The 23,285-nt window shown below is 58.4% G+C and carries 23 protein-coding genes and 1 pseudogene; 7 read left to right on the forward strand and 17 right to left on the reverse strand.

The window, feature by feature from the left end; translation table 11 throughout:
• Nucleotides 1-26: 26 nt before the first annotated feature.
• The 7 genes and pseudogenes from ACZ1G7_RS16230 to ACZ1G7_RS16260 all read right to left on the reverse strand — a co-directional run bounded on the left by ACZ1G7_RS16230 (nucleotide 27) and on the right by ACZ1G7_RS16260 (nucleotide 6,229).
• Nucleotides 27-1,268, reverse strand: coding sequence for an MFS transporter (locus tag ACZ1G7_RS16230; protein ID WP_472660425.1), 1,242 nt, complete (start codon nucleotides 1,266-1,268; stop codon nucleotides 27-29).
• A gap of 37 nt (nucleotides 1,269-1,305) precedes the next feature.
• Entirely contained in the window at nucleotides 1,306-1,644 is a 339-nt protein-coding gene (locus ACZ1G7_RS16235; protein WP_472663747.1) for a glutaredoxin, read from the reverse strand.
• Between the two features lie 117 nt (nucleotides 1,645-1,761).
• Nucleotides 1,762-2,802, reverse strand: a pseudogene (cysK, locus tag ACZ1G7_RS16240) (cysteine synthase A); the annotation flags it as partial.
• 92 nt (nucleotides 2,803-2,894) lie between these two features.
• Nucleotides 2,895-4,052: an NAD(P)/FAD-dependent oxidoreductase gene (locus ACZ1G7_RS16245; RefSeq protein WP_472660426.1), complete on the reverse strand. Its 1,158-nt coding sequence runs from the start codon at nucleotides 4,050-4,052 to the stop codon at nucleotides 2,895-2,897.
• 21 nt (nucleotides 4,053-4,073) lie between these two features.
• A complete protein-coding gene (locus tag ACZ1G7_RS16250; RefSeq protein ID WP_472660427.1) occupies nucleotides 4,074-5,306 on the reverse strand; it encodes an NAD(P)-binding domain-containing protein in 1,233 nt (410 codons plus the stop codon).
• A 109-nt stretch (nucleotides 5,307-5,415) separates the two neighbouring features.
• Nucleotides 5,416-5,631: a DUF1127 domain-containing protein gene (locus ACZ1G7_RS16255; protein ID WP_472660428.1), complete on the reverse strand. Its 216-nt coding sequence runs from the start codon at nucleotides 5,629-5,631 to the stop codon at nucleotides 5,416-5,418.
• Between the two features lie 31 nt (nucleotides 5,632-5,662).
• Nucleotides 5,663-6,229 (reverse strand): OsmC family protein, encoded by a 567-nt coding sequence (locus ACZ1G7_RS16260; RefSeq protein WP_472660429.1) that lies wholly within the window; start codon nucleotides 6,227-6,229, stop codon nucleotides 5,663-5,665.
• Between the two features lie 316 nt (nucleotides 6,230-6,545).
• On the opposite strand from ACZ1G7_RS16260, the gene ACZ1G7_RS16265 reads away from it, so the two are divergent.
• From ACZ1G7_RS16265 to ACZ1G7_RS16275, 3 genes are all read left to right on the forward strand, one after another.
• On the forward strand, nucleotides 6,546-8,129 hold the full coding sequence (locus ACZ1G7_RS16265) for a winged helix-turn-helix domain-containing protein (RefSeq protein ID WP_472660430.1): 1,584 nt from the start codon (nucleotides 6,546-6,548) through the stop codon (nucleotides 8,127-8,129).
• A gap of 169 nt (nucleotides 8,130-8,298) precedes the next feature.
• Nucleotides 8,299-8,475 (forward strand): hypothetical protein, encoded by a 177-nt coding sequence (locus ACZ1G7_RS16270; RefSeq protein WP_472660431.1) that lies wholly within the window; start codon nucleotides 8,299-8,301, stop codon nucleotides 8,473-8,475.
• Between the two features lie 26 nt (nucleotides 8,476-8,501).
• Nucleotides 8,502-9,314, forward strand: coding sequence for a VPLPA-CTERM sorting domain-containing protein (locus ACZ1G7_RS16275; protein WP_472660432.1), 813 nt, complete (start codon nucleotides 8,502-8,504; stop codon nucleotides 9,312-9,314).
• Nucleotides 9,315-9,472: 158 nt separating this feature from the next.
• On the opposite strand, the gene ACZ1G7_RS16280 is transcribed toward ACZ1G7_RS16275, so the two are convergent.
• The 4 genes from ACZ1G7_RS16280 to ACZ1G7_RS16295 form a co-directional block, all read right to left on the reverse strand.
• Nucleotides 9,473-9,640: a hypothetical protein gene (locus ACZ1G7_RS16280; protein ID WP_472660433.1), complete on the reverse strand. Its 168-nt coding sequence runs from the start codon at nucleotides 9,638-9,640 to the stop codon at nucleotides 9,473-9,475.
• Nucleotides 9,641-9,724: 84 nt separating this feature from the next.
• Nucleotides 9,725-10,021: a hypothetical protein gene (locus ACZ1G7_RS16285; protein WP_472660434.1), complete on the reverse strand. Its 297-nt coding sequence runs from the start codon at nucleotides 10,019-10,021 to the stop codon at nucleotides 9,725-9,727.
• Entirely contained in the window at nucleotides 10,018-10,542 is a 525-nt protein-coding gene (locus tag ACZ1G7_RS16290; protein ID WP_472660435.1) for a class I SAM-dependent methyltransferase, read from the reverse strand. Before ACZ1G7_RS16290 ends, ACZ1G7_RS16285 begins: the two co-directional genes overlap by 4 nt.
• Nucleotides 10,543-10,568: 26 nt before the next feature.
• Nucleotides 10,569-11,201 (reverse strand): hypothetical protein, encoded by a 633-nt coding sequence (locus ACZ1G7_RS16295; RefSeq protein ID WP_472660436.1) that lies wholly within the window; start codon nucleotides 11,199-11,201, stop codon nucleotides 10,569-10,571.
• Nucleotides 11,202-11,386: 185 nt separating this feature from the next.
• Here ACZ1G7_RS16295 and ACZ1G7_RS16300 point away from each other — a divergent pair, with 185 nt between their 5' ends.
• Entirely contained in the window at nucleotides 11,387-12,862 is a 1,476-nt protein-coding gene (locus tag ACZ1G7_RS16300) for a winged helix-turn-helix domain-containing protein (protein WP_472660437.1), read from the forward strand.
• A 27-nt stretch (nucleotides 12,863-12,889) separates the two neighbouring features.
• Here ACZ1G7_RS16300 and ACZ1G7_RS16305 read toward each other — a convergent pair whose 3' ends face one another.
• On the reverse strand, nucleotides 12,890-14,623 hold the full coding sequence (locus ACZ1G7_RS16305; protein ID WP_472660438.1) for an ankyrin repeat domain-containing protein: 1,734 nt from the start codon (nucleotides 14,621-14,623) through the stop codon (nucleotides 12,890-12,892).
• A gap of 293 nt (nucleotides 14,624-14,916) precedes the next feature.
• Between ACZ1G7_RS16305 and ACZ1G7_RS16310 the strand changes: the two genes are divergently transcribed.
• Nucleotides 14,917-15,546, forward strand: coding sequence for a LysE family translocator (locus ACZ1G7_RS16310; RefSeq protein WP_472660439.1), 630 nt, complete (start codon nucleotides 14,917-14,919; stop codon nucleotides 15,544-15,546).
• A gap of 36 nt (nucleotides 15,547-15,582) precedes the next feature.
• Here the strand turns inward: ACZ1G7_RS16310 and ACZ1G7_RS16315 are convergent, their stop codons facing one another.
• The 5 genes from ACZ1G7_RS16315 to ACZ1G7_RS16335 form a co-directional block, all read right to left on the reverse strand.
• A complete protein-coding gene (locus ACZ1G7_RS16315; protein WP_472660440.1) occupies nucleotides 15,583-16,461 on the reverse strand; it encodes an NAD(P)-dependent oxidoreductase in 879 nt (292 codons plus the stop codon).
• Between the two features lie 16 nt (nucleotides 16,462-16,477).
• Nucleotides 16,478-16,903 (reverse strand): GlcG/HbpS family heme-binding protein, encoded by a 426-nt coding sequence (locus tag ACZ1G7_RS16320; RefSeq protein ID WP_472660441.1) that lies wholly within the window; start codon nucleotides 16,901-16,903, stop codon nucleotides 16,478-16,480.
• Nucleotides 16,904-16,921: 18 nt separating this feature from the next.
• Nucleotides 16,922-18,208: a TRAP transporter large permease gene (locus tag ACZ1G7_RS16325; protein ID WP_472660442.1), complete on the reverse strand. Its 1,287-nt coding sequence runs from the start codon at nucleotides 18,206-18,208 to the stop codon at nucleotides 16,922-16,924.
• A gap of 2 nt (nucleotides 18,209-18,210) precedes the next feature.
• Complete coding sequence (locus tag ACZ1G7_RS16330) at nucleotides 18,211-18,744, reverse strand: TRAP transporter small permease (RefSeq protein ID WP_472660443.1); 534 nt, start codon at nucleotides 18,742-18,744, stop codon at nucleotides 18,211-18,213.
• Between the two features lie 76 nt (nucleotides 18,745-18,820).
• Complete coding sequence (locus tag ACZ1G7_RS16335; protein ID WP_472660444.1) at nucleotides 18,821-19,795, reverse strand: TRAP transporter substrate-binding protein; 975 nt, start codon at nucleotides 19,793-19,795, stop codon at nucleotides 18,821-18,823.
• A gap of 344 nt (nucleotides 19,796-20,139) precedes the next feature.
• Here ACZ1G7_RS16335 and ACZ1G7_RS16340 point away from each other — a divergent pair, with 344 nt between their 5' ends.
• Nucleotides 20,140-20,808, forward strand: a complete 669-nt coding sequence (locus ACZ1G7_RS16340) for a GntR family transcriptional regulator (RefSeq protein ID WP_472660445.1) — start codon at nucleotides 20,140-20,142, stop codon at nucleotides 20,806-20,808.
• A gap of 163 nt (nucleotides 20,809-20,971) precedes the next feature.
• A complete protein-coding gene (locus ACZ1G7_RS16345) occupies nucleotides 20,972-23,272 on the forward strand; it encodes a polysaccharide lyase family 7 protein (protein WP_472660446.1) in 2,301 nt (766 codons plus the stop codon).
• The last annotated feature ends 13 nt before the right edge of the window (nucleotides 23,273-23,285 follow it).

Here is a 23,285-nt window from a genome sequence, read left to right on the forward strand (position 1 = left end):
AAAGAAGCGCGCGCCGCTATTCGCGACTAAGGCTCAATTTTGCGACGCGCCCCAGCCCACAGAACAAAAACAATTGCGATGTTAAGCGCGCCTGCAATCGCCGCATTTGCGAAGGCCCAGAAATAGGTGCCCGTCAGATCGAAAAACAACCCGCCTTGCCAGCCCCCCAAAGCATGGCCCATCCAGCCGAAGGCCAGAACGAACCCGGTGGACACCGCCATATGCGCCGGATGTGCGAGCGCGCGGACGCTGACCAGCACGCCCGTCATGACCCCGCCATAGCCAAAGCCATAGAGCGGCGCGAACAGCCAGAAGGACTGGATGTCGCCCAGATAGACGAAGCCCAAAACCATCACCGTCTGCCATGCGGTTGCCGCCATCCATGTGAGCAACGGCCCAATGATATCGCTGAGTTTCCCAAAGAAGATGCGCCCGCCGATGGCCGCAATAAGCATGACCAAAAGCGGCCCGCCTGAGCTTGTGCCGGGCCCGCATATGCTTTCGATCAATGGGACAAGGTGCATCAAGGGCACGGCCATGCCAGTGCAGCAAGCCAGCACGGCGACGGACAATGCGGGCAGCACGATCCATTGTGGTAAAACAGGTTTGCTTGCGGCGGGTGCGGTCGCGCCAACTGGTTTTTCTGATGGCTCGACCATCACAAGGGAAAGCGGCAGCAAGGTCAGCCCGATGGCCAGGCCGAGCTTGGTGAAGGCTGCTTGCCAGCCCATCCACCCGATCAGGTGGCCCGAGATGAACGGGATCAGCCCTTGGCCCAGACCTTGCCCTGCCGATGCGATGCCAATTGCCAGCCCCGCGCCGGTGCTGAACCAGCGACCGACAAGGCCGATGACGGGCGCAAACAGCGCGCCGCCGCCTATGGCACCCGCCACGAAGAACAGCGCGTAGAACTGCCATAGCGCATGCGCCTCAGCCGCTAGAAGCAACGATACCGATAGAACACAAGACCCGATCAGGCAGACAGTCCGGGTTGCGATCCGGTCGGCCAGGAACCCCATGCCGATCCCACCCAAACCGATGCCGATCAACCCGAAGGAGTTGATCGCCGACACATCCGCGCGGCTCCAGCCGAAATGGGTTTCAAGCGGGATCAGGAAGGCGGACAACCCGTTTACGAGCGTGCCCATCGCAAGCCCCAGCAGCAAGGCCGCGGCTGTGACGATGACCCAGCGCATCCGCTGTTCAGGCCAGCTGTAAAGCATGCTCCGTTTTGAAGGGACGGGGAGGGTTTGGATGGGCTGTCTCATGACGGGTTTCCGGTTCGTTAAGGTGGGGTTGATCGCGCTAGCGCTTGTGCAGCCACGCGGGCAGCAGGCTGTAGGCGTTCTCGAATGCGGGCTCTTTGGGCGTTTGCCCCGCCGCTTCGATCAGCTTGGTCAGCCGGCCGTCGTTGAACGCATCAAACGTCTCCGTCGCGCCGCCGATATGGGTGCCGCTGATGAATATCTGCGGGATTGTCGGTGCGGCGCAGCGTTCCAGCAAAGCGCCGCGCACAAGACCAGCGAAGGTCTGTCCGCCTTCGAAACCCGCACTGTCGAGATTGACGGTAGTGTAAGACACGCCCAGTGCCTCAAACAGGCGGCGCACAGACCAGCAGAATTCACACCATTCCAGCGCAAACATCACGATGGGCGCGTCCGGGTTGCTGATCTGGGCGGTAACAAAACCCGCAGCCTTTGGGTCAACCGTGAGTGGCTTGGCTGCGGGCGCCGCTTTGGGTTTCGCCGCGGTCACGTCGAAGCGATACCCCGAAGTGGAAGTCGAGATCTCGACCTCCTCGGCATTCATATCTTCTTCAATCCCGGCAAAAAGCGGCGTCGACATGTAGCGCTCGCCGGTATCGGGCACCATCGCAAGGATTTTGGACCCCTCGGGCGCAGTGCGGGCAACCGCCAAAGCGGCGGCAACCGTTGCACCACCCGTGATGCCCGCCAAAATACCTTCGCGCGTGGCCAAGTCCTTTGCGGTCTGGATCGCACCTTCGCCTGAGACGCCATAGAACTGATCAATGATGTTCATGTCGCGCGCCTCAATGGCGAAGCGGGACAGAAAATCGGGCGACCAGCCCTGCATCGGGTGCGGGCGGAAGCCGGAATGGCTTTTGCCATCGGCGCTGTCATTGTCCAAACCGCTGGCCAGCATCGGCACATTGTCCGGCTCGGCCACGACGATCTTTGTCTCGGGGCTATGCAGCCGCAACGCCTCGCCAACACCGCGCAGCGTGCCGCCGGTTCCGAAGCCAGAGACAAAATAATCCAGCGGGCTGGTCTGGAAATCGGCAAGGATCTCCATCGCGGTCGTGCGGGTATGCACGGCGCTGTTGGACGGGTTCGCAAATTGATTGGCCGAAAACCAGCCATGTTCGCGGGCCAGCTCATCCGCCTTGGCAACCATGCCCGTGCCTTTCTCGGACGCAGGCGTCAGGATGACTTTTGCGCCAAGAAACCGCATCAGGCGGCGGCGTTCGACGCTGAAACTTTCGGCCATGACGATGACCAGCGGATAGCCCTTCTGGGCACAGACCATCGCCAAGCCAATGCCGGTATTGCCCGACGTGGCCTCGATCACCGTTTGACCGGGCTTCAACGCGCCAGATTTCTCCGCATCTTCGATAATGGCAAGCGCCAGCCGGTCCTTAACGGACCCAAGCGGGTTGAACGCTTCCAGCTTCGCAAAGACCGAAACATTTTTTGACGCGATATGGTTCAGTTGCACGACGGGCGTGCGTCCGACCGTATCCAGAATGGACGCCTTGGGACCAAACAGCCGCGCGACGCGGATGTCTTCGAAATCCGGCTGAGCGCTGAATGTTTCAAGCTTTTGCGTTTTGTCGTCATGCCAGGTGTTACGTGGGTCGATCATTGGTCTATCCTTTATGCCGCTTGTGCGATTGGGGTTGGCATCAAAGCGTTTTGCTCGGCTTTCATGCAGAGGGTGAGGTCCATGTGGAGGGCTTTCAGCTGGTCAAAATTCCACTCCAGCGATGCGATTTTGTGGGTCAGCTCAAACAGTGTCGGTGCGATCCAATCGCGCTCGACCTGGTAACCGCTCGCATCCCCCGGATTGATGGCCAAGGCATGCGCCAACCGGTTCGCATCCAGAAATGCGTCCGTAATCCCATGCGCCGTCGCGGGGTCTTTGAAATACCCGGCATCGCCCACCAGGGCCCAACCGGGCCCCGCGCAGTCGCGGATATGGCCGGGCGCGCCGGGGAAACGGCGCATGCGCCCAGCCGGGCCGCGCGCCGTCAGGTCCGCTGCAATCTCCGGCTCCCAGTTGGCTAGAATGTCCATCGCGCCCGCGAACGCATCTTTGAACCGCGCTTTGAACGCGTGCTGTGCGCATGAGGTGAACAGGCAGTGCATCCCATCGGTGGTCGGGATCAGCCCCGCCGCGATGCCGTCGCCATAGTACCAGCGATACCCTTCATTCGGCAGACCATCGACATAGGTGTAAACGGTGGCGGAGCTGGTCGGCGAGGTGACACGTGTCTTCGCACCAACCGCCGAAGCAACGCTAGATTGACGACCATCTGCACCGATCACAATGCCAGCATGTACCCGCGCGGTTTCGCCAGAAGGCATGCGCAGATCAGCGCCCATAACGCGCCCGCCACTGTCTTTGACGATTGCGGCAAGGCTGACGCCGGTGCGCAGCTCGGCCCCCGCCTCCAGGGCGGCGTCGCGCAACACGCGATCCAGCAGCCAGCGGCGCGGGGCATAAAGGCCCTCGGCAGTGCCCAGCGGTTTGACCGGGATATCGATATGCTCGGCGCCATAGTGGAAGTGCGTGTTCTGAACTGCAGGTGTGCCACCCGCCTTGATCTGCCCAAGCAGGCCCCATTGATCCAGCAAGGTGACTGCCGGGCGCATCAAAGCATGGGTGGACAGCGTGTCCCCCATCTCCGCCTCGCGGTCCACGATCAGGACGCGGGCACCGTTGCGGGCCATCAACAGTCCGGTGGCGGCACCGGCGCAGCGTGCGCCGATGATAAGCGCGTCATAGCGCGCGTGGTTGAAACTCTGTGTCATCGGTTTGATCCTTTTGAAAATTTACGCGGCCAGCTGCTGTGACAGGCCCGCACTCAGGTGGTTGGCGAGCGCTTTTGCGTCGTCACAAGCACCGTCGATGAAGGTGGATTTGCGTTGCCGCAGGTAAGGCAGGCCCATCACGTAAAGCCCCTCACCAACGACGCCGCCGTCATGCATGATCGCGCCCTTGCGGTCGAAAACCGGCAGGTCCAGCCAGCCGAAATCCGGCTGGTATCCCGTGGCCCAAAGAACCGATCCGAACCCTTCATCGGCCAGATCAATGCTCAACCGGTGCTGCGGCGCGACGCGGGTCGGCGCGAAACGTTCGGCGGGTGCGATCACGTCATCCATGCCGCGCGCGGCGACCCACTCATCTATCGAGCCCAGAAGCCGGTTCATCTTTAAATCCGCCGCCACGCAATTGTTCGCCAGCGAGCCGGAAAACCACGCGCGCCCATCATAGGCCGCGGCCAGACGGCCGGTAATCTCGACGCCCAAGTCTTGCAGAACGTTCAGGTCCAGCGTCTCATCCGCCACTAATGTCAGCGACGGTGTGCGCCGCACGCGATTGATGTCGTCAACCTCGGTGTAGGGAAGTGTCGTGGCGCCAATAAGCTCAAGCCACATGCTGATATCCGCGCCGCGATAGCTGCGGGGCAGGCGCAAATGACTGCCAACAGCCAGAACGACCTGACGGCCTGAAGCCTGAATTTCACGGGCCAGCTGCAACCCGGTTGCGGACGCGCCAACAACCAGAACTTTGCCATCCGGCAATTGCGACGGGCGCTTGTAGCTATGCGCTGTGAAGCTTTGCATAGCGCCAGGAAGCTCGGAGGCGTAGCCCGGAATTTTCGGTGTCGCGCAGGCCCCATTGGCCATGACGACGTTGGCGCAAGTGATCGCACCTTGATCCGTCTGAACCGTGTAGTGACCGGCAACACCGCTGACGGACAAAACTGTGGTCTCAGCCTGAACAGGCGCGCCGTTCTGGGCCGCGCAGGCGTCAAAGCGGTCGATAAGTTCAGAGACATGCATGTAGCCGTCGTGATCGTCGCCGCGATAGTCCAACCCGGGCAGGCCGTTCATCCAGTTGGGCGACAGCAAGCGCAGGCTGTCCCAGCGCTCCGTCCGCCAGCTATTGGCGATCTGGCCGCGCTCAAGGATGACGTGATCCACGCCCTTCATGGCAAGCTCGCGGCTCATCGCCAGACCGGATTGGCCGGCACCAATGATCACTGTGTTTGTGCGTTTCATCTGTCTGATCCTCGTCGGAAGGCAGAACCAAAAGGTCCGGCATATGAATTCGGTTGTTAGGGAAGGGACGGTGGCGGTCGGGAGGGAACCGCCACCGTTCAGGAGAGCACTAGAGCCAGATTGTTGGCTTGTGCAGCGCTGCTCTTACGTCATCACAGGTCAAACCAATGTCCCTGAGCATGCGATCATCGGCCCGCGAGAGATACTCGTAATCGAGCCGGCTCAGGCGTTGTTTTGGCCGCGCTTTCAGAAAGGCCATGACCCGCTTGAGAAGGGAACGGCGGGGCGGAATGGCCCAGCTTGTTGTTGTGTTTACATAGGCCATGTCATTGGCTCCTTTTTGGATAGGCCCTTTGTCAGTTCACACTGACGTGGACGTTGCTTGGGTTGGTGATGATGTCGAACACGGCCGAACGCTTTTGCGATTGCGCAACCACGGCGGCGATGTCGTCTTGTGAGGCGTCCGCATCGATGTCGAAGGACACGCGGATCGCGCTGAAGCCGTTGCGCACATCGGTGTCGATGCCCAGAATGCCCGCTATATCCATGTCACCTTCCACTTTGGCAGTGACCGAATTCAGCTGGATGCCACGGTTTTGCGCCACAGATGCCACGCCGGCCGTCAGGCAGCTCGCCAGAGCCGAAAGCAGGATTTCAACCGGTGTCGCGCCGTTATCTGAGGCTGCGAATTGCGGTGGGTGATCCGCTTCAATTGTGAATTCGTTGTTGTGTGACTGCTCTTCGCCAAGGCCAAAGAAGCCTTTCACGGTGGACCGGCTGTGCACGCCACCCACCCAGTCGCATTCTGCGCGCCAGGTGAATTGGGCTGCTGCAGGGGCTTCTGTCAGGGCCGCACGGGCGCCCAACAGGGCTTCTAAGTTTACGCCGTTATCCGCGGTCTTGATCTCTGTCTGTACGTTCATTTTCTCGTCCTTTGTAAAATTGGCCATCGGCCTTTTGTTGATGTGTTGCGTTGGTCGATCCGGTGTTTTGTCTGTCTCGCCGTTCGATGAATGAGTTCTAGGCCAGGCCAAATTTTCGGGCTTGGGGAACACTTGGAGAAAGCTTGGAGATTTGGTGGAGATGTCGCGGCGTCTTCTTAAGTATATGAATAAAAACAAATTTTATTTGAGGTGGCGCCTGCATCAGCCGCAGCTTTTCTCTGAGATGCAGCGATTTTGTAGAATCTTCACGGTTCTGTTACCGTCAGGCAGGGACAGCGGGACTAGGCGATACGCCGTGGTGTATGTTTTTGAGGATTTTGAACTGGATGTTTCGCGCGCAGAGCTGCGTTGCGGTGGCCGACCAGTTCCAATCGAGCCGCAGGTTTTTGATCTGATCAAGCTTCTGGTCTCGGCGCGTGACCGCGTTGTCACCCGCGACGAGATATTCGAGGTGATCTGGTCCAACCGCATCGTCTCAGACGCTGCCTTGTCCAGCCGTATCCGTGACGCGCGCAAGGCCATCGGCGATGATGGGTCCAGCCAACGGCTCATTCGAACCGTGCAGCGCGTCGGGTTACGGTTTGTCGGTGAGGTCACTGAACAGACGCCTGCCGCCGTCGCCCAACCGGAACAGCAGGCGCCCACCCAAGCCGATCCTGCCAAGGCATCAGACGATGTGTTGAATCGCCCCGCAATTGCGGTTTTGCCATTTGTCTGCCAGTCCGATGACCCATCCGACACGTTCTTGGCTGACGGGCTGACCGACGAAGTCGTCGCGGCGCTGAGCGCATGGCGTTGTTTTCCGGTTATCTCGCGCAACACGACGCTTCGGTACCGTGGGGCGGATGGCGAAAGCTCGGATATCGGCCAGAATACGGGCGCGCGCTATATACTCAGCGGGTCGTTTCGAAAGCTGGGAAACCGTATCAAAGTCGCGCTGTCTGTGACCGACACAGAATATGACACCGAGATCTGGTCCCAGCGTATTCAACGCGACATCGGCGATCTGGTTGATCTAGAGGAAGAGATTGCGGCGCAAGTCATTGTGCTCGTCGCGCCCGAGCTGGAAGGCGCCGAAGCGCGGCGTGTGTTGCGCAAGCCCGCCACCGACCTGACCGCCTGGGAATTGGCGATGCGCGCCGCGTGGCTGATCGAGCAGGGCACCGCCGCAGATTTCGCGCAGGCCGAGAAATTCGCCGCAGACGCTATCGAGCGCGCGCCGGACTGGCCCTTGCCCTACACCCTGATCGCAATCACGAAGTTTCAGCAGGCTATGATGGGCTTTTCCAACGCGGATAGCAGCTCTGCCTTTACCGACACGTTGAAAGCCGCGCGGCAGGCGATAGAGATCGACCGCGGTTCCTGGATCGGCCATGCGCTAACGGCGGTGGGTGAGCTGTGGACCAACAAGAACCACGACCGCGCGCTGTTGCATGTCGAACGCGCGATTGAGCTGAACCCAAGCGCCGCGATGAACTACCATTTCGGGGGCTGCATCACGGGGTTCTCGGGCAATCCCGAAGCCGCGCGGGCCTATCAAGAACGGCTGTTCCGGCTTGACCCGCTCTATCCTTATACCGCCGTGATCGAGGCGGATCTGGGTCTTTGGCACATGCTGGACGAAGAATTCCCCGAAGCCGATCAGCGTCTCAGCCGGTCGCACCGCTGGGATCCGCGCTATGGCCGCGCGTTGCAGCGCCAGATCGCTTTGGCCGGTCTGAACGACGACCGTGACGGCGCAGGCATCGCCGCGCGCAAGCTCTCTGATCTGGGTTTGCCGCTCAATTACGACGTGATTGCCGCGTCCTACCCTTTCAGAAACCCCGACCATGCTGAGCTGTTCCTCGACGGGCTGCGCCGTTCCGGCGTGAATTTCTAGCCGGTCAAAAGACTGGTTTTTTCTTAGATTTTCCTAGAAAACCGCCGTCTCCATACAATCTCCATATGTTCTCCATCTCCTCCCCAAGCGGGGCGGGGGCGTGCGGGTTACCCGTTTGATCAGGGGATGGGCGCTGTGTCTGTCCCGGCGTGAATGAAAGGTAACTCAAATGTCTTACGCACAAACAATCTCCCAACATACTGCAACACCCATCTTGCCCGTCCGGCCTAGTTATGGGGCTGGTTTCACGGGTATCTCCGGCCTCGTGCCGTCTGACACCGGCTTCCGTTGGTTCAAACGCATGGCTTTGGCTGACGTCATCGGCTCTGCGGATGATCGCAAATGACGCAGATGAATATTGGAGCATCCAAGATGAAACATTCTATCGGAGCCGCGTTCACAGCGACCATGCTGGCGACCGCATCCCATTCCGCCACGATCGAGCTCGACACGGCGGTCTTCCTTCAGGCCCCAAACGGCAACGCCACGGCGGGCCGCTCAGAGGTCTTTGACAGCGTCACAGATGGCGAGCTGCAATTTATCAGCGATACCGCAGCGCTTCCCCATCAAGATGTCGATGGGTATGCGGCCTCCGGCGTCGATCTCGCGCTTGAGGCCTCACGCGCCCGCGTGCGCGGCACGAAAGCGCCGGCAAGCGGCGAAACAGGCGCAAAAATCACCGCAACCACGCGCGTGGATGAGACCTACCATGTCAGCGGCAGCGGGAAAGCTTTTGCTGCCTTCACCGTCTATGGTGACATCTTGTCGACGACTGATCTGGCCAATCCCGGCCAATATCTTGAGGCCTTTGGTGCGCTCAGCATCAATCACGATGGCGATACCTTTCTGGGCAACTTCTCAACCCAATCGGTGAGCGATCCTTATTTCGAACTGGCGAATGGCAGCTTCAACCGCAAGCTGCTGATCTCCTTCGACGTGCTAGACGGCGACATGTTCGATATCTCGACCATGATCAAAGCGCAGATGAAGTTTCCCGACTTGATTTCGGCGGGATTTGCTTTCGATGTCGACGTCAAATCCGGTTTGCGGGTCTACGGCTCTGATGGTGTGACGATCACGCCGGATATGCCGTCGCCCGTACCGCTTCCAGCGTCGATGCTGTTTCTGGGCACCCCTATTGCCGGTCTTCTTGTGATGCGTCGCCGCAAGAAAGTCGCACGCTAAATCAAACTGCGCTTTCCAAACACTGGGAAGGGCCTGAGAGGTAGATCACCTCTCGGGCCCTTCGCTTTTGGGTCTGCCTGACACCCGGACAGAAAAAAGCCCCATGGCCCGGATAGGCCATGAGGCGATGCTTGGTGTGTCAGCTCTGGTGTGTCTCATCAAAGGTAAAGAAACCAACCACGTTGCTTCGCATCGATGGTCTTGGGCGGGTATCCAAGCTCTGTCAAAGCCATAGCATCAAGGCTGCGGGTGATGTCTTGATGCGCCCGGCGTGCTTCTTTGCGGATCCGCGCGTAGTCGATCATTTTCTTAACATTGCTAAACATTGGTCTTTCCTTTCGTGTTTCAATTGTCTGGGTGTGGCGCGCGGCAACCGCAGTCCAGGCTGCCGCGCGTGTTGGTGTCAGGGGTTACTTCGTGACCACCACTTCAAGGTAGTCGCCCGGGATTTTGAGCGTGCCGTCAGTGGCCACATTCATCTTGTCGATGAGTGCCGTGATATCGCGCTCAAGCGCCACGCGGCCGTCCTCGTTCAGCGCAAGAAACGCTTTGTGAACAGGGCCGTAGAGCGTGCGAAACACGTCAATGAAATGCTGCGCATCGCGGTAACGGAACATGAACTGGCGTGGCTGGATGTCGATATGTGCGGCTTGTGCGAAGCTGTCATGCAGCCAGTCCGTATCCCCCCAAAGCGCAGGTGACTTCACGCCCGGCGGGGGGCGACATAACCGCCCAAGGTCTTGAACAACTGGCCAATGAACCCCGCAGGCGTCCAGTTGGCCATGCCGATGGAGCCGCCGGTTTTGCACACGCGCAGCAGCTCAGACGCCGCTTGTTTTTGGTTCGGGGCGAACATCACACCGAAGGTCGACACGACACCGTCGAATGCATCAGCCGGGTAGGGCAGCGCTTCCGCATCTGCCACCTCAAACGCAACCATCAGGTTTTCAGCCTCCGCCCGCGCCCGACCCTTTTCCAAAAGGGAGCCGACATAGTCGGTGGAGGTCACACGGTGCCAGCGGCGTGCCATTGCAAGCGTGGCGTTGCCGTTGCCAGCTGCCACATCCAAAACGGCGGAATCGGGGGCTAGATCAAGCGCCTCGGCCAGGCTTTCGCCCACGATTTGCACCGTCGTTCCAACGACCGCGTAATCGCCCGAGGCCCAAGCCGCGTTTTGCTTGGATTTGATCATCTCGAAATCGGGTTGAATGTCAGTTTGAACAGTCATGATTTTTCCTTTCTGCGCCGGGGCGCTTAGCTGTCGGGTTGCGCCGCAGTGAAGACGGCGAACTGCACCATCGTGCAGGTGTTTGGACCCGGGGTGCCATCGGCACGTGCAACCTCTGGGAAGGCTTTTGGGATGCTTTCCTCTGTGCAGGCATCGCGGAACGTGCCCAGCATCTCGGCCCCGCGACCTTCGATGACAGGGCCGTGGTTCTTGATGATCAGGTGGATCTCAGAGGTCTCTGCGCCCGCAAAGCCGTGTCCAAACCAGCCGTTTTTCAATGCGCCGACATCTTGATGCGTCGCAAATTTGCCGAAACCGGTCTCGTCAGCGACAAGCCCACCGGCAAAAGTTACATCGGCCAGAATGCCGTCAGCATTCTTCAAGACGTCCTTGCCGGAACACGGTGTGGTCGCGCAGGCAGCCGGGTTTGCGATTGTTACGAACCAAAGCGTATGGGCCGATCCGGCCTCCAGTGACTGCGTTTCAATGCTTGCAAAAACACCGTCTTCGCTGGCCGACAAATGCGAGATCGCATTTTCGACGACCGTCACGTCGCCTTGCGACGGGTGGGTCAGAACTTCGGTGGATGTGAAGTCCCCGCCAAAAGCCGCCGCAGCGCTCGTGATCAGGGCAGTTGTGGTGATCAGTAGATTTTTCATGGTCTCGTGTCCTTTTCTTGGATTTGGCAGAATTGCCGATGCGTCTTGGATCGCAGGTCGGGCCGCGCGCTGCTTGAGCGCTGCTGGGGGAGTTCATGGGGATTGCCTGGGGATGCGTTGCGCAGCATCAGAATTGTCAAACGCAGGCTTTTTGTGCATTTTGCTTCGATAAGGGGGGACGGAATGTGACGATCAGCTTTGATAATTTCTCAATCGACATGGATGCGTTTGAATTGCGCGCCGATGGCGTTCCGGTCCCGGTCGAACCGCTGGTTCTTGATCTGATCATCGAGATGTCGCGCCATCCCGGCACCCTGCGTACGCGCGATGATCTGATCGACACCGTGTGGAAGGGCCGCATCGTTTCGGACACAACCATTTCCACAGCGATCAAATCCGCGCGCCGGGTGTTGGGCGATACAGGCACGACCCAACGCTTCATCCGCACCGTTCGCGGACGCGGCTTTCAGTTTCTGGGGGATGTCAACGGCGCAGCGGCCCCGTCCGACGGCAATCAGGCCGACACGAACGAAACCCCAACGCTCAGCGTTCGGGTGGTCGCGTTGGACGAAACCGTTCCCAAAGCCACCTCCCAAGCTCTTGAAACCCGTCTCCGCGCGGTCTTCGGCAGGGTCCCTTTTCTCGATATTGTCGCCGCCGCCCAGGTTGACAGCGACGCGGCGGGTCTCAGGTCAACCCATCTGATCGAGGTCGCGCTCTCCTCCATAGACGCCACGCTCTACGCTGATGCCAGCCTGTCCGATTGCGCGCGCGGCTTGCAAAGCTGGGCCCGACATTTCGCGGCCCCCGCGGCGGACGGTGTCACGAAGCTGCTGGCCGATGTCGGCTCCAAGGCCGAGCCGCAAATTCTCAGGGCAATGTCTGATTTCTACGTTGCTCAGGATGCGCAGGCGCCAAGGGGGCTCATCTTGCAGGCCATGCTGGTCATTGCGGAACGGGGATGGAACCCGGCATCCATCACGCAGGCAAGTGAACTGCTTGACCGGGCAATCTCCAAGGACAAGGACCAAGCGATTGCCTATGCCATCCTGTCGCTGCTGAACGCCATCGGGTACCGTGTCGGCATGCTGCGCCACGACGAAGGCGTTGTGAAACGCGCGATCGAGAACGCTGAATTGGCCCTGTCGCTCGAAAACCAGAACTCCACCGTTTTGGGCCTCGCTGGCTGTGCGCTCTGCGATGTGGGGCAACTCGCGCGGGGCGAGCCGATAATTGATCGGTCGCTGGACATCGATCCCATGAATGGCCACGCGCATGCCGCGAAAGGCGCCGCGCAGATGATGCGCGGTGATTTCGCCAATGCGGTCGAGCCTTTGCGCACAAGCATACGGATCAGCCCGGCAGATGGGCGGCTTGCCGTCTGGGGCGCAATACTTGCCATGGCAGAGCTGAAATGCGGTGAGCCTGACAAGGCCCGCCAAAGCGCGGAAAAGGCCATGTCACGCGATGACTGCAACTACCTGCCACGGCTTGCGTCGGTCGCGATACATCTTGCCAGTGGCGACACACAGGACTTCAAACTGGCAATCAAAGAACTGCTCCGTGTTCACCCGAAGATCACGTCAAACGAAGTGAAATACTTCGTCGGGCCTGAGGCAAAAGACATCATCTGGCCAGCAATTACCGCAGCTCAAGTTTAAGCAATAACCCTGGCCAAACTGGCGCACTTAGCCCGGCGCCATTCGAAGCAGGGCGGACACCTCTTCAAGCCCGGCACCCGTGACATAATCAGCAATCGTGCGGCCATCCGCATCTGCGACCTGGGGATCAGCCCCATGCTCAAGCAGCACGCGCACTGTCTCGGCCCGGTTGTTCATTGCGGCGTACCAAAGCGGGGTGGTCCAGTCCCGTTCATGATGGTCCTGCGGGCCGGTCCGAACAGACCGGAAGCGCGCATGCACAAGGGTCTCATCGTCCGACACAGCGGCCTTGACGCGGTCCGTCAAACCCATCGCGGCCAAAGCAAAGATGTCCATTGGGCAGGCCAATAAGACCTCTGCCGCCTCGTTCTGAAAACTATGCATCGCATGCACGAAGGGCGGCGTGTGGTAGTCTGGATCGCGCAGCGCGGTATCGGCACCCGCATCGATCAATGCGCGAATGACGTCCATATGCCCCTTATAAGCTGCCGCGTGCAACGCGGTGCGTGTCCCGCTTCGGCTCAGCTCGAACCCAAGGCCGATCATCGTCTCGACCGCCGCAAGGTTTCCGTTGCCCGCCGCCTCAAGCAGCAATTCACGGTCTTTTTCCGGTTCTGCGCCTTGCTGCGTTTCGGCAAGGGGGCGCGCGACCTCAAGATCGCCGCGCATGCAGGCCGCCTGAAAGGCCTCTCTGGGTTGCAACGGGTCAGCGCGTCCGCCTTTTGCCTGAATAAGCTCGGCAATCTCGGGCATGCCGCGCATTAGGGCGACCTGATAAGGCGTGTAGCCAACGGTGTAGGTCGGATAATAGTTGTTGTCGGGGGTGTTAATATCCACGCCATGTTCGATCAGCAGGCGTGCGCGGTCCGCAAACCCCCACCGCAATGCGATGATCAGCTGAAAATGCATGGTCCGATGGTCTGCCGGATCCCGGTCGGGTTCGGTTAGCCACCAGTCAGAGGGGTCGCTGTCCTTCAGCCCGTATTCCAGCATTAATTCCAGATGCGTGTTGTCGGGGCTGAAACATCGGTTATAGGCGCCTTGGCTGTCGTTGGGATTGGCCCCAGCCCCCAGCAACGCGCGGGCGAAGGGCACCATGTCGGGATGCGGCGGCTGGCGCACCAGCCCACCTTCGCCATCCCCAAAAACGCCCGTCAAAACCGAGAAACGGTAAGTTCCATAGGACATGAAATGCGCGTTGGGATCGGCCCCGGCCTCGATCAGGGCCTTGCCCGCAGCCAAGGTCGACACGCCGGGAAGCCGTGCATAGGCCGCGTACATCAATGGCGTCCAATGAAACGGCCCGCCCTTTTCGTCCACAGCGTCTTGCCCGTCGGTCAACAGACCCTGTACGGCTGCCACATCGCCAGCGGCCGCCGCAGCATGCAAACTATGGCGCGCGATGTCGGGATGCGCGTCCAGCAATGTCGCGGCCTGTTCAAATTCCGCTGCACTCCTGTTGTTCGGGTCGGGTGCATAGTGAATGCAGGCAAGCTCAAGAAACCGGTTCGCCCGCTGCTCAAGCGTTTCTTCGGTGCCTGCGCCTGAGGCGATGTGCCTGTTGAGCTTGGTCCAGCTAGAGAACCCATGATCGCGGGCGATGACCAGCTGCGCCTGCTGAAGGGAGATTTTCGATGGATCGCCAAAATAAGGACCGACCTGCATCAGCGCATCCGGGTCATGGGCCCGGGCGGATTTCAGCAAACGTTTGGCCTGCTTTTTGAGATGCTCAAGCGACGGGCGTGCGGGAAGGGTGGGCATAAAGGCCTCCTTTCTATCGTCCGGTATCCGCGCCCTCGGACCTGAAAGAAGGTCAGCGATGGAATGTCATTTTGGTTCTCAGATGGGCTTGGCCCTTCCCGCGGATCGGATGCGCCCTGACGCGCGGCACGTTTATAGCGTCATTAGGGCGGTTCGGCCAGCCAGTGCACAGGCGGCGCGCCCGCGACACCAAGACTTTCCTCCGCCGCAGTGGACCGAAAGCCAAGAAAACTTGTGCTGGACCGCAGGTTCAGCAAGGGTGTTGATACATTTGCAAACGAGGCATTCAGACAATGGATATTCAAGTCATCCTCCTTTTCAGCGCGGCCAGTCTTGCGCTCGCCGTCACGCCCGGCCCCGATATGATCCTTGTCGCTGCAAGAAGCGCCGCCCAAGGGCGGACCGCCGGGTTGGTGACGCAATTCGGTGTTTCTGCTGGATCGGCATTTCACGCGATTATTCTCGCGCTGGGGCTTTCACAATTGTTCCTGGCCGTTCCCTATGCCTACGATCTCGTCAGATATTTGGGCGCGGCCTATCTGCTATATCTTGCGTGGCAAGCTTTCACCGCACGCGACAGCTTTTCGGCGCAGCCTTCTTCCGGCAAGCAACATTCTTTGATGGTCATTTTCAGGCAGGGGTTCTTCTCGAATGTGCTGAACCCGAAGGTCGCTCTCTTTTATCTCGCCCTGTTTCCGCAGTTTCTGGACCCGGAAATAGGCTCTGTCGGCCTGCAGATCATGGTGCTGGCCAGCCTGTTTCTGGTCATCGATTTCGCGGTTCATCTGGTCGTCATTTGGCTCGCTGGCAGCATGCGGTCGCTGTCAACGCACAGCGTTCGATTTGCGAACTGGTCGCGCTACTTTCTAGGCGTCATTTTCGGCGGGCTTGCGGCCCGGTTGATCTTCGACGGTCAACGATAAATCTGGTGCCAGAGCCTGCGGATCGTCCGGCTCTGCTTACTTTCCCAGCTTCAGAAAATAGTCAAAAATTTCCGGAACATTCCCGCCGCCCATCCCCGCATCCATCGCGGATTGAAGGTTGGCGGACGTGCCTTCTGCAATTTCGGCGCGCGTCCCCAAATCACTGGCCAGTTGCAAGAAATAGGCCACATCCTTGTTCGCATTCGCGATAGAAAACCCCAGGTCGCTGACCCCATCAACTGCGTAGTTCTTGCAAAACTGCATGAAGGGGGAGTTCGACGGCCCGGCAGACATGATGTCAAACAGCTGCTGGCGGTCAACGCCCGCTCTGTCGGCAACGGCGAAGGCCTGGCTCATGGTGCATACGGTCGTCATGCCCATGAAATTGTTGATAAGTTTGGTGGTGTGCCCGGCTCCCAATGCGCCCAGGTAGAAGACGTTTTCGCCCTGAACGTCGAGCACCGGCTTGACCTTGTCGTAGGTCGCTTTGTCGCCCGCGGCCATGATGTTGAGCAGCCCGTCTTTCGCATGCGCCGGGGTGCGCCCTAGCGGGGCGTCGATCATGCCCGCGCCTTTCGCCGCCAAATCCGCGCCAATCTTTTGCGTCGATGCCGGGATGGAGGTGCCATAGTCGATCACCACCGCGCCCGCCTTTACGCCCGCCAGAATGCCGTCATCGCCATAGATCAGGCTTTCGACAACGTCGGATGTGGTCACGCAAAGCATGATGATCTCACAGGCCGCGGCAAGTTCCTTGGGGGTGCTGGCTTCTTTGGCGCCGCGGGCAACTGTCGCCGCAATGGCCTCCTTGTTGCGCCCGAAAACGACAAGCTCAAAGCCATTGCTTTGCAAACACGCGGCCATGTTGCCGCCCATGAGGCCAAGGCCGATAAAGCCAATTCTGGGTTTTGTCATGATGGTCTCCTGGGGGTCACGATAGATTTCGGGAAAACGCGTCGATGCCGGCTTGTGCCACGTCATGATCTTGCGCCGGTGAGCCGGAGCTGACGCCGATGCCGCCCACCACAATGCCGTCCACGTCGACCGGTATGCCGCCACCGACCGCGACCATGCGCCCGCCCAAAGCCGAGGCAATGCCATGCGCCGCCATCCCCGGCTGGTTGACCTCTCCAAGCGCTTGCGTACTCTTTTGGATGCCAACGGCCGTGAAGCTTTTGTCGATGGCCAGATTGATACTGGTCATTTTGCCGCCATCCATCCGCTCAAAGGCAATCAGGTTGCCGCTTTCATCGGTCACGGCAATGCACATGGGCACGCCTATCTCCTTGGCCTTGGCGCGGGCCCCGGCAATCAAAACGGATGCATCCTCTATGTCGAGACGCTTCACTGTCAGCATGCGGTGTTTCTCCGTCCTTTAAGGCCCAATAATCAGATTGGGCAGCGTCAGCGAAATTGCGGGCACAAAAGTGATCAGCATTAACGCCGCAAATATTGCGAGGTAGAAGGGCCAGATTGTCCGAATGGCTTTTTCCATTGGCAGCTTGCCTACGGCGCAGCCGACAAACAGGCACGTGCCGACAGGCGGTGTGCACAAGCCCAGCCCAAGATTGACCAACAAGATCATACCAAACTGCAACGGATCGATGCCCAGCATGGTCATGACCGGCATGAAGATCGGCGTGCAGATCAAGATCAGCGCCGCCATGTCCATGATCATGCCAAGCAGCAGCAAAACCGCGTTGATCATCAACAAGATCAGGATCGGGTTTTCCGTGATGCCCAGCAGGAATTCGACGGTCTTGGTCGGCACCCGGTTAAAGGTCAGCATATAGGCGAAAGCGCCCGCGCAGGCGATCAGGATCATCACCATCGATGTTGTGCGCACCGACGAAATCACGGCTGTCTTGAAACCTTCCCAAGACAAGCTGCGGTAGACGACTAGGGTCACGATGAAGGCGTACATCGCCCCGAATGCACCAGATTCCGTCACAGTGAAGATGCCGGACAGAACGCCGCCCACGATGATCACAGCGGTCAAAAGGCCCGGAATTGAGCCGACAAACGCGATTGCCAATGCGGTCCAACCGGGGAACTGCTCGGCCTGATAGCCGCGCTTGACGGCCACGACATAGGCGGCAATCGCAAGGCAGCAACACATCAAGACACCCGGAACCACGCCCGCGAGAAACAGTTTGGAGATCGACACAGCCCCACCTGTCGCCAATGCGAAGATGATCATGTTGTGGCTGGGCGGGATGATGATCCCTGCGATCGACGACGTGACGGTGACGTTGACGGCGTAGTCCGCGTCATAGCCCTTGTCTTTCATGACCGGGATCAAGATCGACCCCAGTGCCGAAATATCAGCAATCGCAGACCCTGAGATGCCGCCAAACAGCATGGATGAGAAAACATTGACGATGCCAAGACCGCCACGCACCGCACCCACCGCCGCTTGCGCAAAGCGCACCAACCGTATCGCGATGCCGCCATGAAACATCAGCTCTCCCGCGAAAATGAAGAACGGGATCGCCATGAGCGAGAAGACATTGATGCCCGAAACGATACGCTGGAAGCCAACGAAAAGCGGCAGTCCTTCGAACCAGAACGCCGATAAGGCGGCGATGCCAAGCGCGTAGGCAACTGGCGTCCCGATAAAGACGCAAAGGGCGAACACGCCCAAAAGAACCATAAGTCCCATAATTAGCCCTGATCTATATTATCTTGGCGTTTGTCCTGCCCCAGAAACAGGCGGATCAAATGGCCGATGGAAAAAAGGAACAACAAGGCTCCGCTGATGGTCAGGGGCAGGGATCGCAAGCCCTCTGACCATTGGATAAGGGGTATGAGTGTGTTCCATTTGAACTTTGTCAGCTCAATCCCGTACCAAAACATCATGCCGCCAAACCCGGCCATCAAGACGTCTGAGATGATGACGAAGATCGTTCTGACATAGGATGGGACGATATTGCGGAAGATCACAACCGACAGATGCGTATGGTTATGAACGCCTGCCGCAGCCCCCAAAAAGGCGATCACCATCACAAGAAGAAGTGAGACTTGCTCGACCCATGTCGGCGTGTCGTTCAGCACGTACCTGCCAAACACCAACCAGGCGAATATCCCGGTCATCACAACAATGGCGATGCCTGCGATCAGGACGCAAGTTCGGGCCAGCAGGTCGCAGAACTTGTCCATTGGCCGCAGGAAGGACGGTGGCGTTTTGGGGTCAGGCATGGGCGTTCCTCTGAGACAAAAGCGCCCGGCATCCTGTACGGAGCCGGGCGCTCTTCGTTTTGCATTTCAGCAAGGCTTATTCAGTCGCCTGAGCCATCTCAACGAGCGCTTTCATGTCTGGGTTCGCTTCCAGATAGTCAGCATAGACAGAGTCCATCGCGGACTGGAACGGGCCTTTGTCAGCGATTTCGTTGACGGCGATACCCGCAGCTTCAACGTCTTTGCGCGCCTGCTCGGACCCAATCGCCCATTGCTCGCGCTGGAACAAAGCAGCCTCTTGCGCAGCGCCGCGAACCGCTTCTTGCATCTCTGGCGACAGCGCGTTGAATTTCGCCGTGTTCACGCAGATGCATTCTGGGATGATCAGGTGCTCAGACAGCGAATAGTGGGTTGTCACCTCGAAGTGACCCACGTTTTTGAAGGACGGGAAGTTGTTTTCCGCGCCATCCACAACACCGGTTTTCAGCGCTTGCTGAACTTCGGAGAATGCCATCGGCGACGGGTTGCCGCCCATTGCGGAAATCATCGATGTGTAGAGATCGTTGTTCATGACGCGGATCTTCAGGCCTTCAACATCCGCCGGGGTATTGATCGGCTTCTGGCTGTAGAAGGACCGCGCACCAGCGTCGAACCATGCAAGCGGCAGAACACCTGCATCGCCCATCGCACTTGCGACGACCTCACCGGCCTCACCTTCAAGGACGCGGAACATATGTGGCACGCTTTTGAAGATGAAAGGCAACGAGACAAGGTTGGCTTCTTTCACCATCGGACCGATTGGACCAAGGTTGAAGTTGCCGATCTCAATGGCGCCAATACGGACCTGCTCCAGCGCATCAGGCTGTGAGCCAAGAACACCGCCATGGAACACGTCGACCGTGATTTCGCCGCCGGTGGCCGCGTCGACCAGCTCGGAAAACTTGTCCATCGCCGCCGTATTTGGGTGGCCATCGTTGTGGATGTTCCACGCGCGCCAGCCTTCTGCAGAGGCCGACGTTGCGACAAGGGCAATCGCAGTCGCTGCCGCGAAAAGTGATTTAGTGAAAGTCATGGGTTCTCCTCCCCGTTGTGGTTCGACAGGACCAGGCCTTCTTCTTTGTCGGAGGACAACGGACACAAGATATCCCACATCCTCCCAGAGCCGGATTCGCTGTTGGCCCTCATCAGGGTCTAGTATCCAAGTTTTGTCAATACTAGTATCCAAGATGAGCAAGAAAGCGCGTCTCAAACCCAAGCGGCTTGACATAAGGCCAGACCCGTATTCTGTATGTTTTCCAACACTGGCGAGCGTGCCACCCCGGTTAGAAGTCTGATTTACCTAGCTAAATCAATTTCTTATACCGAAGGGGTCAGGCGCCAAGCTAAACAAGACTCGAAGGCAGTTGGAAAGATTCTGTGGAAGATTTTGCTAAAGCAACCACGACGGACGCCGTCTATCGCACGCTGCATGAAGAGATTGTCTCTCTCGAAATTCTCCCCGGAACTAAGCTGTCCGAGACCGAAGTTGCGCGGCGTTTTGGGGTCTCACGCCAGCCCGTGCGGAACGCGTTCACCCGGCTGGGCAATGACGAGCTGTTGGTCATCAGGCCGCAAAAAGCGACCGAGGTGCGCGGGTTCTCGATGGAGCGCGTGGCGCTCGCGCGGTTGGTGCGCATGGCGGTTGAGCTTGAAATCATTCACCGCGCGATTGATGTCTGGGATGCATCGCGCGCCGAAAAACTGGCCGCAAACATAGAGCTGCAGGAACAGGCCATTCGCGACGGCGACCTGACCAAATTCCACGAGCTGGACTATGATTTTCACAAGCTGATCTATGAATTGGGCGGAAATCCGTTGGCCTTTGAGGTCAGTCTTGAATGCAAGCAGAAGGTTGACCGGCTCTGCATGCTTAGCCTGGAAAAACAAAGCGAAGCGAAATCAATCTTGGACGATCATCGCGATATCGCGGATGGATTGGCCTCTGGCAATTTGAAGAAGGCACAAAAGACCACGCGAAAACATCTGTCACGGCTCGACCAGACAATCGAATTTATCCACAAAACGCATCCAGACTATTTTGAATAGTTTAGGCTTTTTAATAGCGGTGTGTGATCAGGCGGTTCCGCGTTTCGGTCGGTGACGACGTTGAAACCAATGCCCACCAAAAGGTGTGACAGGGGCCGCCGCAAATAAATCGAAGGACCCTTAAACAGCCTTGTGAGGCCAGAATTATTCGGGAGCGGCGCGCATGCGTATTAATTCACTCTGTGTAGGATTTGGACTTTTCTGTTTGGCGGGGCTTCCGACAAGCGTGATCGCGGCGTGTTCGGATCATGGGCCACTCACGATTGTCTCAGCGACGGATGACGGCCTCTATGAGGAAACGCATGGGCCGCATAATTCCATCGACGAAAGCTTGGACCCGGAAAGCCGCTGGTCAAATCTGGGGCAGGGTGAGCCGAAAAATTTGCTCCTCGATCTGGGTGCCACGCAAACGGTCAAATCGCTCGGGATCGCGTGGTATAAAGGCAATGAACGACAGGCGACTTTCGGTGTCGAAACCTCCGAGGATGGTGTGTCCTTTGAACCGCTTATCCCGGTTGGCCAGTCCGGCGGTTTGACGACGCAGCTTGAAATGATCGAATTCGATCCTGTTGAGACGAAGTTCATTCGCATCGCATCGGAAGGAAATTCCTCCAACGAATGGAACAGTATTGTTGAGGTGTCGGCCTTTGGCTGCGGCGTTGAGGTTGAAAAACCCAAAACCGCGGTTTTGACGCCGCGCCAAAGCACTGGCTTGTTTGGTCTGGACCCAACAAAATCGCCGGGCGAAAATTTCGATCTTTTGGGTTGGTATGTCACGACGCCCGCTGACGATAATGACGACGGCAAGTCTGACAGCGTCTATGAAAATGAACTTGCTGCGGGCTGGACTGACGAGCGTTATTTTTACACCGATCCAGTCACCGGCGGTATGGTTTTTCGGGTCACACCGGCTGGGGCAAAAACGTCCAAGAATACAAATTACACGCGTACCGAACTGCGCGGCATGTTGCGGCGTGGTGATGAAACGATCTCGACCCGTGGTGCAAATGACTATCCCAACAAAAACAACTGGGTGTTTTCCTCCGCGCCTTTGGAGGCGAAATTTAACGCGGCCGGGGTGAACGGCGTCATGACGGCCACTTTGGCCGTCAATCAGGTGACACGTCAGGGAAAATCCAATCAGATCGGTCGTGTGGTCATCGGCCAAATCCATGCCAAAGATGATGAACCGATCCGTCTTTATTACCGCAAACTGCCCGGCAATAAGAACGGGTCGATCTATTTCGTGCATGCTCCTGCGGTCGGAAAAGAAAGCACGGTCAATGTGATCGGCAACCGGTCCGACCGGGCGCTTAGCCCGGCTGATGGCATCGCGCTCGATGAGATTTTTAGCTATGAAATCAAGGTGGATGGCCAGATCGAAGGGGATAAGATCATCCCTTACCTCCATCTGAAAATCATTCGCGAAGATGGGTCAGAGGTCGCAATAGACCCGTTCGATATGCGCGACAGTGGGTTCAGCGTCGATGATGAATTCATGTTCTTCAAAGCGGGTGCGTATACGGGCAATAATTCCAGCCCTTACCCCGAACGCGATTTCGATATGGTGACCTTTTACAAGCTGGACTCCTCGCATGACCCGGCGCCAAAAGGCGTGTTTTACGAAAAGATCATAGCCGAAGAAAAAGCGCGGGCTGAGGCTTTGGCGGCAGAAGGGACACCCCCCAATCCAGCGGTTCCCGGCATTGTCATCGATGACCAATTTGCCGACGGTGATCGCTCAGGCGGGGCCGATCCCGCAGGTGGTACATGGTGGACGACCAGCGCCAGCTCGGCCATCGAAGTGGCGCCAGGCATGTTGGGTCTGGTATCCGGCGGCTCGGGACGTGGCATTCGCACGACATTTGAGCCGCAAACCCTGTCCAGTGGACAGACCCTGAAAGTGACGTTCAATTTTCAAACGCCAAAGACCGTAGGCTTTGATCGCCAGGACGCGCTGCGGGTGGGGCTGCATGATCGGTTGGAGCGGCCAGAGCTGGAGGCAGATTTAAGCGCCTCATCAGGATCACCAAACGAGATCTACAACGGCTTGCCCGGCTATATGCTTACCTTTGATGTCAATCGCGAAGACCCGGCGCTCAACAATGTCGAAGTCCGTCGTCATATTCGCAAAAAGCGGCTCGGGCGTTTGATGGGCACCTACAAAGGGTATGAGCTGCTCAGCGAAGGGGGCGACAGCTTCACATTCGAGCCAGAGACGACCTATTCCGGCATCGTGACCGTTACCAAAACAGAAACGGGCCTAGAACTTTATGGCGCGCTCAGCGATGCGTCCGGGCTCATGACAGAGTTCAGCCATTTTGATGAAGCCAGCACCGTCAACAATTTTGGGATGCTGGCATTCCATGTGAACAGCAAAACTTTCGGGTCATCCAGCTCACCGGATACGCCCGATAACGGGTTGGATTTCAGCCAGGTGACACTCGAAATCCTTGGCGAATAAGGGCGGTGAGATG

The sequence above is a fragment of the Litoreibacter sp. JB4-2 genome, assembly GCF_055693445.1.